The organism is Streptomyces sp. NPDC059456 (genome assembly GCF_042750055.1).
Lineage (GTDB): Bacteria > Actinomycetota > Actinomycetes > Streptomycetales > Streptomycetaceae > Streptomyces.
The window spans coordinates 1-6,056 of the sequence record NZ_JBHYVA010000534.1 but is presented as its reverse complement, the minus strand read 5'-3'; the positions used below and the strand labels follow the sequence as shown (position 1 = coordinate 6,056).

5 protein-coding genes are annotated in these 6,056 nt (G+C 74.3%); all 5 read left to right on the top strand.

Annotation, left to right across the window (positions count from 1 at the left end):
- On the top strand, nucleotides 1-638 hold a 638-nt coding region (locus tag ACFXA3_RS32615), incomplete at its 5' end, for a phosphoribosylaminoimidazolesuccinocarboxamide synthase (protein WP_385192749.1).
- A 32-nt stretch (nucleotides 639-670) separates the two neighbouring features.
- The gene (locus tag ACFXA3_RS32610; protein WP_385192751.1) at nucleotides 671-1,693 is read left to right on the top strand and encodes a beta-ribofuranosylaminobenzene 5'-phosphate synthase family protein; all 1,023 of its coding nucleotides are present in this window, start codon (nucleotides 671-673) and stop codon (nucleotides 1,691-1,693) included.
- Nucleotides 1,681-3,135 carry an adenylosuccinate lyase gene (gene purB / locus ACFXA3_RS32605; protein ID WP_385192747.1) on the top strand — a complete coding sequence of 485 codons (1,455 nt, stop codon included), beginning with the start codon at nucleotides 1,681-1,683 and terminating at the stop codon, nucleotides 3,133-3,135. Before ACFXA3_RS32610 ends, purB begins: the two co-directional genes overlap by 13 nt.
- Before the next feature lie 72 nt (nucleotides 3,136-3,207).
- On the top strand, nucleotides 3,208-4,857 hold the full coding sequence (locus tag ACFXA3_RS32600; protein WP_385192745.1) for an FAD-dependent oxidoreductase: 1,650 nt from the start codon (nucleotides 3,208-3,210) through the stop codon (nucleotides 4,855-4,857).
- Nucleotides 4,854-6,017, top strand: a complete 1,164-nt coding sequence (locus ACFXA3_RS32595) for an NAD(P)/FAD-dependent oxidoreductase (protein WP_385192742.1) — start codon at nucleotides 4,854-4,856, stop codon at nucleotides 6,015-6,017. Before ACFXA3_RS32600 ends, ACFXA3_RS32595 begins: the two co-directional genes overlap by 4 nt.
- Nucleotides 6,018-6,056 lie beyond the last annotated feature (39 nt).

Sequence of the window (6,056 nt, the reverse complement as noted above, 5' to 3'; positions counted from 1 at the left end):
ACCGCCGCGTCGCGGCCGGCCGCCTCGACCCCGCCCTGGTACCGGACCGCCGGGAGCCAGGCTCCCCGTGGCTGTCCGAGGTCATGGTCGAGTTCACGACCAAGTTCGAGGAGACCGACCGCTTCGTCACCCGCGAGGAGGCCGCCGCCGTCGGCCGGATCACGCCGGAGGACATCGCCCGGATCGAGAAGCTCACCCGGCAGCTCGCCCCGGTGCTGACCGCCCACTGCACGGCCGTCGGCCTCGAACTCGTCGACGGCAAGGCCGAGTACGGCTTCGACGAGGACGGCGAGCCGATCGTGATCGACCACGCGGGCACCCCGGACGAGAACCGCTTCTACTACGACGGCGCACCGGTCTGCAAGGAACTCCTGCGCTGCCTGCACCCCGGCCTGCGCGAGGACGTCCGGCAGCACATCGAGGACGGCCTGCCCCGCGACCGGTGGCCGCGCCCCGAGCCGCTGGGCGCCGCCGCGGTGGCCGCCACCTCCGAGGTCTACGCCGCGCTGACCGCCCTGTGGACCGGCCCCGTCGGCGAGGGCGGCCCGGACGCGGCCGTGCGCGCCCGGCTGTCCACGGCCGTCCGGGAGTTCGCCGAGGTCACCGGGGCCGCCCTGGGCGACCGCACCGGGCTCTGACCGACCACCGACGAGGAGATGCCCCCGTGGCGATGGAACCGCCCACCGAACCCGGGACGGCCGTACGGGTGTCCGCCCCGGCCCGCCTGAGCTTCACCCTGATCAGCCTCGACGCCACCTCGATGCGCCGCAACGGCATCGCCGCGATGGCCGTGGACCGGCCGGGACTCACCGCCGAGGTGCGGCCCGCGGCCGACGGGGTCACCGAGGTGACCGGCACCGCCGAGGAGACCACCCGCGAGGTGACCCGGGCCGTCGAGACGCTGCGCAAGCTGTGGGACGGCCCGCCGGCCCGGGTGACCGTCACCCGGCCGCTGCCCCAGCACAGCGGCTTCGGCTCGAAGACCAACACCCTGCTCGCCGTCGGGCACGCGTACGGACGCCTCTGCGGCCAGGAGACCGACCTGCGCGAACTCGCCCGCACCCTGGGCCGCGGCCGCACCTCCGGAGCCAGCACCGGCCTCGCCGAGCACGGCGGCTTCCTGGTGGACGGCGGACACCGCAACCCGCCGGAGTTCGCCGCGGCGCCGCACACCTACCTGCGGCCCAGCCGGTTCGCCCAGGACGTCGCCCCGCCCCGGCCGGTGGTGCGGCTCGACTTCCCCGACTGGCCGGTCCTGGTCCTGCTCACCCACGGCCGCCACCTGGGCGGCCAGGAGGAACTCGACTGGTTCCAGCGGGTCACGCCGATCCCGCCCGAGGAGTCCTGGCGCACCTCGCACCTGGTCTTCATGGGCCTGGCCCCGGCCGTACTGGAGCAGGACTACGAGGCGTTCTGCGCCGCCGTGAACGAGATCACCTTCACCGGCCACTTCAAGCAGGCCCAGATCGCCTTCCAGGGCGACGCCGTCACCGGCGTCCTGGAGGCCGGACGCGCGGCCCCGGCCGTCGACGCGATCGCGCTCAGCGTGACCGGACCGGCCTGCTTCGCCTTCACCCGGCGCACCGACGAGGCCGCCGCATGGGCCGAGGGCCTCCGCCGCCGAGGCCTGATCAGCGACTTCTGGTTCACCCGGGCCAACAACGACGGAATCAGCACGACATGTCTGTCCTGAACTTCGGAAAGAGTGCGATGAACGCGAACATCCCCGACGTCCTTGCCGCCCGCTACGCCTCCCCGGAGATGACGGGACTCTGGTCGCACGAGCACAAGATCGTGCTCGAACGCCGGCTGTGGCTGGCCGTGCTGACCGCCCAGCGCGACCTCGGCATCGACGTCCCCGACCGGGTGATACCCGACTACGAGCGGGTCCTGGACACCATCGACCTGGACTCCATCGACCGCCGCGAGCAGGTCACCCGGCACGACGTCAAGGCCCGCATCGAGGAGTTCAACGCCCTGGCCGGCCACGAACACGTCCACAAGGGCATGACCTCCCGCGACCTGACCGAGAACGTCGAGCAGCTCCAGGTGCGCGACAGCCTGGTCCTGGTCCGCGACCGCTGCGTGGCCCTGCTCGCCCGCCTCGCCGGGCTGGCCGAGCGGCACTCCGGGCAGGTCATGGCCGGCCGGTCGCACAACGTGGCCGCCCAGACCACCACCCTCGGCAAGCGCTTCGCCACCGTGGCGGAGGAGGTGCTGGTGGCGTTCCGGCGGCTGGAGGAGCTCATCGGCCGCTACCCGATGCGCGGCATCAAGGGCCCGATGGGCACCGCCCAGGACATGCTGGACCTGCTCGGCGGGGACCGCGCCCGGCTCGCCGAGCTGGAGGACCGGATCGCCGCGCACCTCGGCTTCGCCCACCGCTTCACCAGCGTGGGCCAGGTCTACCCGCGCTCCCTCGACTACGAGGTGCTCAGCCTGCTGGTGCAGCTGGCCGCCGGCCCGTCCTCGCTGGCCCGCTCGATCCGGCTGATGGCCGGCGACGAACTCGTCAGCGAGGGCTTCGCCGAGGGCCAGGTCGGCTCCTCCGCCATGCCGCACAAGATGAACTCCCGCTCCTGCGAGCGGATCAACGGCCTGATGATCGTCCTGCGCGGCTTCGCGTCGATGGCCGCCGAGCTCTCCGGCGACCAGTGGAACGAGGGCGACGTGTCCTGCTCCGTGGTCCGCCGGGTGGCGCTGCCCGACGCGTTCTTCGCCCTGGACGGAATGCTGGAGACCCTGCTGACCGTCCTCGACGAGTTCGAGGTGTTCCCGTCGGTGATCGAGGCCGAGCTGGAGCGGTACCTGCCCTTCCTGGCCACCACCAAGATGCTGATGGCCGCCGTCCGCCTCGGTGTCGGCCGCGAGGCCGCCCACGAGGTCATCAAGGAGCACGCGGTCGGATCGGCCCTCGCCATGCGGGCGGACGGCGCGGACAACCTGCTGCTGGACCGGCTCGCCGCCGACGAGCGCTTCCCCCTCGGCCGGGCGCAGCTGGACGAACTCCTCACGGACCGCATCGGGTTCACCGGCGCCGCGGCCGACCAGGTCACGGAGCTGGTGGCCGAGATCGGGCAGATCACGGCCCGGCACCCCGAAGCGGTCCACTACAAGCCCGGCCGCCTGCTCTGAGCGCGTCCGCACGCGTCCCGTTGCCCGAGGAATCCTGGGAACCAGGAGACAGAGGAAGAGGAACACGCTTCCGTGCCCGACACCGATTTCCACCCCGAACCCGCCCCTGACAGCGACGTCGACGTCGACACCCTGGTGATCGGCTCCGGCGGGGCCGGACTGCTCGCCGCCTGCCGCGCCGCCGACGGAGGACGACGCGTCCTCGTCCTGGAGCGGACCCCCGTCCTGGGCGGCACCACCGCCGTGTCCGGCGGCATGGTCTGGGTGCCCAACAGCTCCGTCATGCGCGAGCACGGCATGCCCGACTCCGCCGAGGACGCCCTGCGCTACCTCGAACTGGTCACCGAGGGCGCCGTCGAGCCCTGGCGGCTGGAGCAGTACGTCGCCACCGCGCCCGAGATGGTGGACTACCTGCACGCCAAGACCCCGGTCCGGTTCTTCCCCATCGACCGGCCCGACTACCACTCGGACTGGCCGGGTGCGCGGGACGTCGGCCGCACCCTGGACAACGTGCCCTTCCCGACCGCCGACCGGCCCGGCCTGGTCGGGCGGATCCGCCGCGGGGCGCACTTCGACGCCGTCACCTACGACGAGCGCCACCGCTGGCACTCGCCGGAGCTGTACGACCACGAGCTGGTCGCCCGGCGCAAGGCGGAGGGCGTACTGACCGTCGGCGCCGCCCTGGTGGCGGGCCTGGTGGCGGCCTGCGACGAGCGCGGCGTGCGGTTCGCCACCGGCGTCCGCGTCCGCGAACTGCTCGTCGAGGACGGCCGGGTCACCGGGGTCCGCGCCGAGACCGCCGACGGACCGGTCACGTACCGGGCCCGCGCCGGGGTGGTCCTCGCCAGCGGCGGCTACGAGTGGGACGAGCGGCTCAAGCACGCCTACCTCGGGGTCGCGGACACCCGCCCGATCAGCCCGCCGTGGAACCACGGCGACGGGCTGCGGATGGCCATGGCGGCCGGCGCCGCCCTGGACGGCATGTCCCAGGCGTGGTGGGTGCCCGCGGTGGGCGCCCCGGGCGAGGAGTACGACGGGGCGCCGCTCTCCAGGCACCTGGTGGCCGAACGGTGCCTGCCCGGATCGGTGATCGTCAACCGGCAGGGCCGCAGGTTCGTCAACGAGGCCGTCAACTACAACGACATCACCAAGGCCTTCCTGACGTTCGACCCCACCACCCACACGTACCCCAACGCCCCGGCCTGGCTCGTCTTCGACGAGGCGTTCCGCAGCCGCTACCCGATCGCGTCCGTCCAGCCCGCCGACCCGGTCCCCGACTGGTTCGTCCGCGCGGACTCGCCCGCCGGACTGGCCCGCCGCCTGGGCGCCGACGAGGTGGGCCTGACCACCACCCTCGCCGCGTTCAACCGGCACGCCGTACTCGGCGAGGACCCGGAGTTCGGCCGCGGAGGCACCAGCCACGACCGCTACTACGGCGACGAACGGCACGGCCCCAACCCCTGCCTGGGCCCGCTGGAGCAGGCCCCCTTCTACGCCGTCCCGGTCGGACCCGGAATGCTCGGCACCAAGGGCGGGGTGGTCACCGACCGCGGGGGCCGGGTGCTGCGCCACGACGACACCCCGGTTCCCGGCCTGTACGCGTGCGGCAACGTCGCGGCCACGCCCATGGGCCCGGGCTACCCCGGCTCCGGCGGCACCCTCGGCCCGGCCCTGGTCGGCGGCTACCTGTGCGGCACCGGCCTCGCCGAGGGGGACCGATGAGCCCGGCCGCTAAGGCGGCGGTGCGGGCGGTCGTGGTCGGAGCCGGTTCCATCGGCAGCTGCGTGGCCCTGAACCTGGCCGAACAAGGGGTCTCGGTCGTCCTGGTGGACGGCCAGGACCCCCGCCGCGGGCTCTCCGCCCACGGCTTCGGCTGGGTCAACGCGGTCGACAACGGCTCCGACGCCTACTTCGCCCTCTCCGCGGAGGGCCTGCGCGCCCACGAACGCCTCGCCGCCCGTACCGGCGGCGACCCGTGGTTCTTCCGCACGGGCAACCTCCACTGGGCCGACACCGAGGACGGCGCCGCACGCCTGGCCCGGACCGCCGCCGGCTACCGCGCCCGCGCCTACCCCGTCGAGGAGTACGGGCCCGGGCGGGCACGGGCCGAACTCCAGCCGGGCCTGGCCCTGGACGACGTCCACGGCCCGCTGTACCACTACCCGGCCGACGCCCACGTGATCAGCGACCGCTTCCTCGCCGCCGTCCAGGACCGCGGCCGGGCCCACGGCGTGGAGATCCGCACCGGCGACCCGGTCACCGGCTTCCTGGGCGCGGACCCGGTCCGCGGCGTGGTCCTGGCCTCCGGCGAGCGGATCGAGGCGGATGCCGTCGTCAGCTGCGCCGGGCGCGGCACCCGGGACCTGTCGGCGCTCGCCGGGGCCGAGGTCCCGCTGGTGGAGCCGGGGGACGAGGCGGCCCTCACCATGGGCCTGCTGGTACGCACCTCCCCGGTGACCGGAGCCCGGGTGGAACGCATCCTGCACGCACCGGAGTTGAGCGTGCGCCCGCACACCGGCGGCCGGCTCGTGCTGCACTGCCACGACATCGACCACGAGCTGGACCCGGACCACCCGGACCCGGCCGGGCAGGCGCGGCGGGCGGCCGAGCGGGTGCTGGCCCGGCTGGACGCGGTGCTGCCCGGCGCCGGCGCCGGGGTCGGCGTGGAGTCGGCCTACGTCGGCGTCCGGCCCATGCCCGCGGACGGCATGAGCGTCCTCGGCCCGGTCCGGGGGGAGGGGTCCCCGTACGTGGTCGTCACGCACAGCGGGCTGACCCTGGCCCCCGTCCTGGGGGAGATCGTCGCCGGCGAGGTGCTCGGGCGGCCCTCCGGGCTCGCGGCGGCCTTCCGCCCCGGCCGCTTCGCCGCCCGCACGGCCTGACGGGGGAACGGGAAAGGGGGCCCGCCCGGTGCCAGGCAC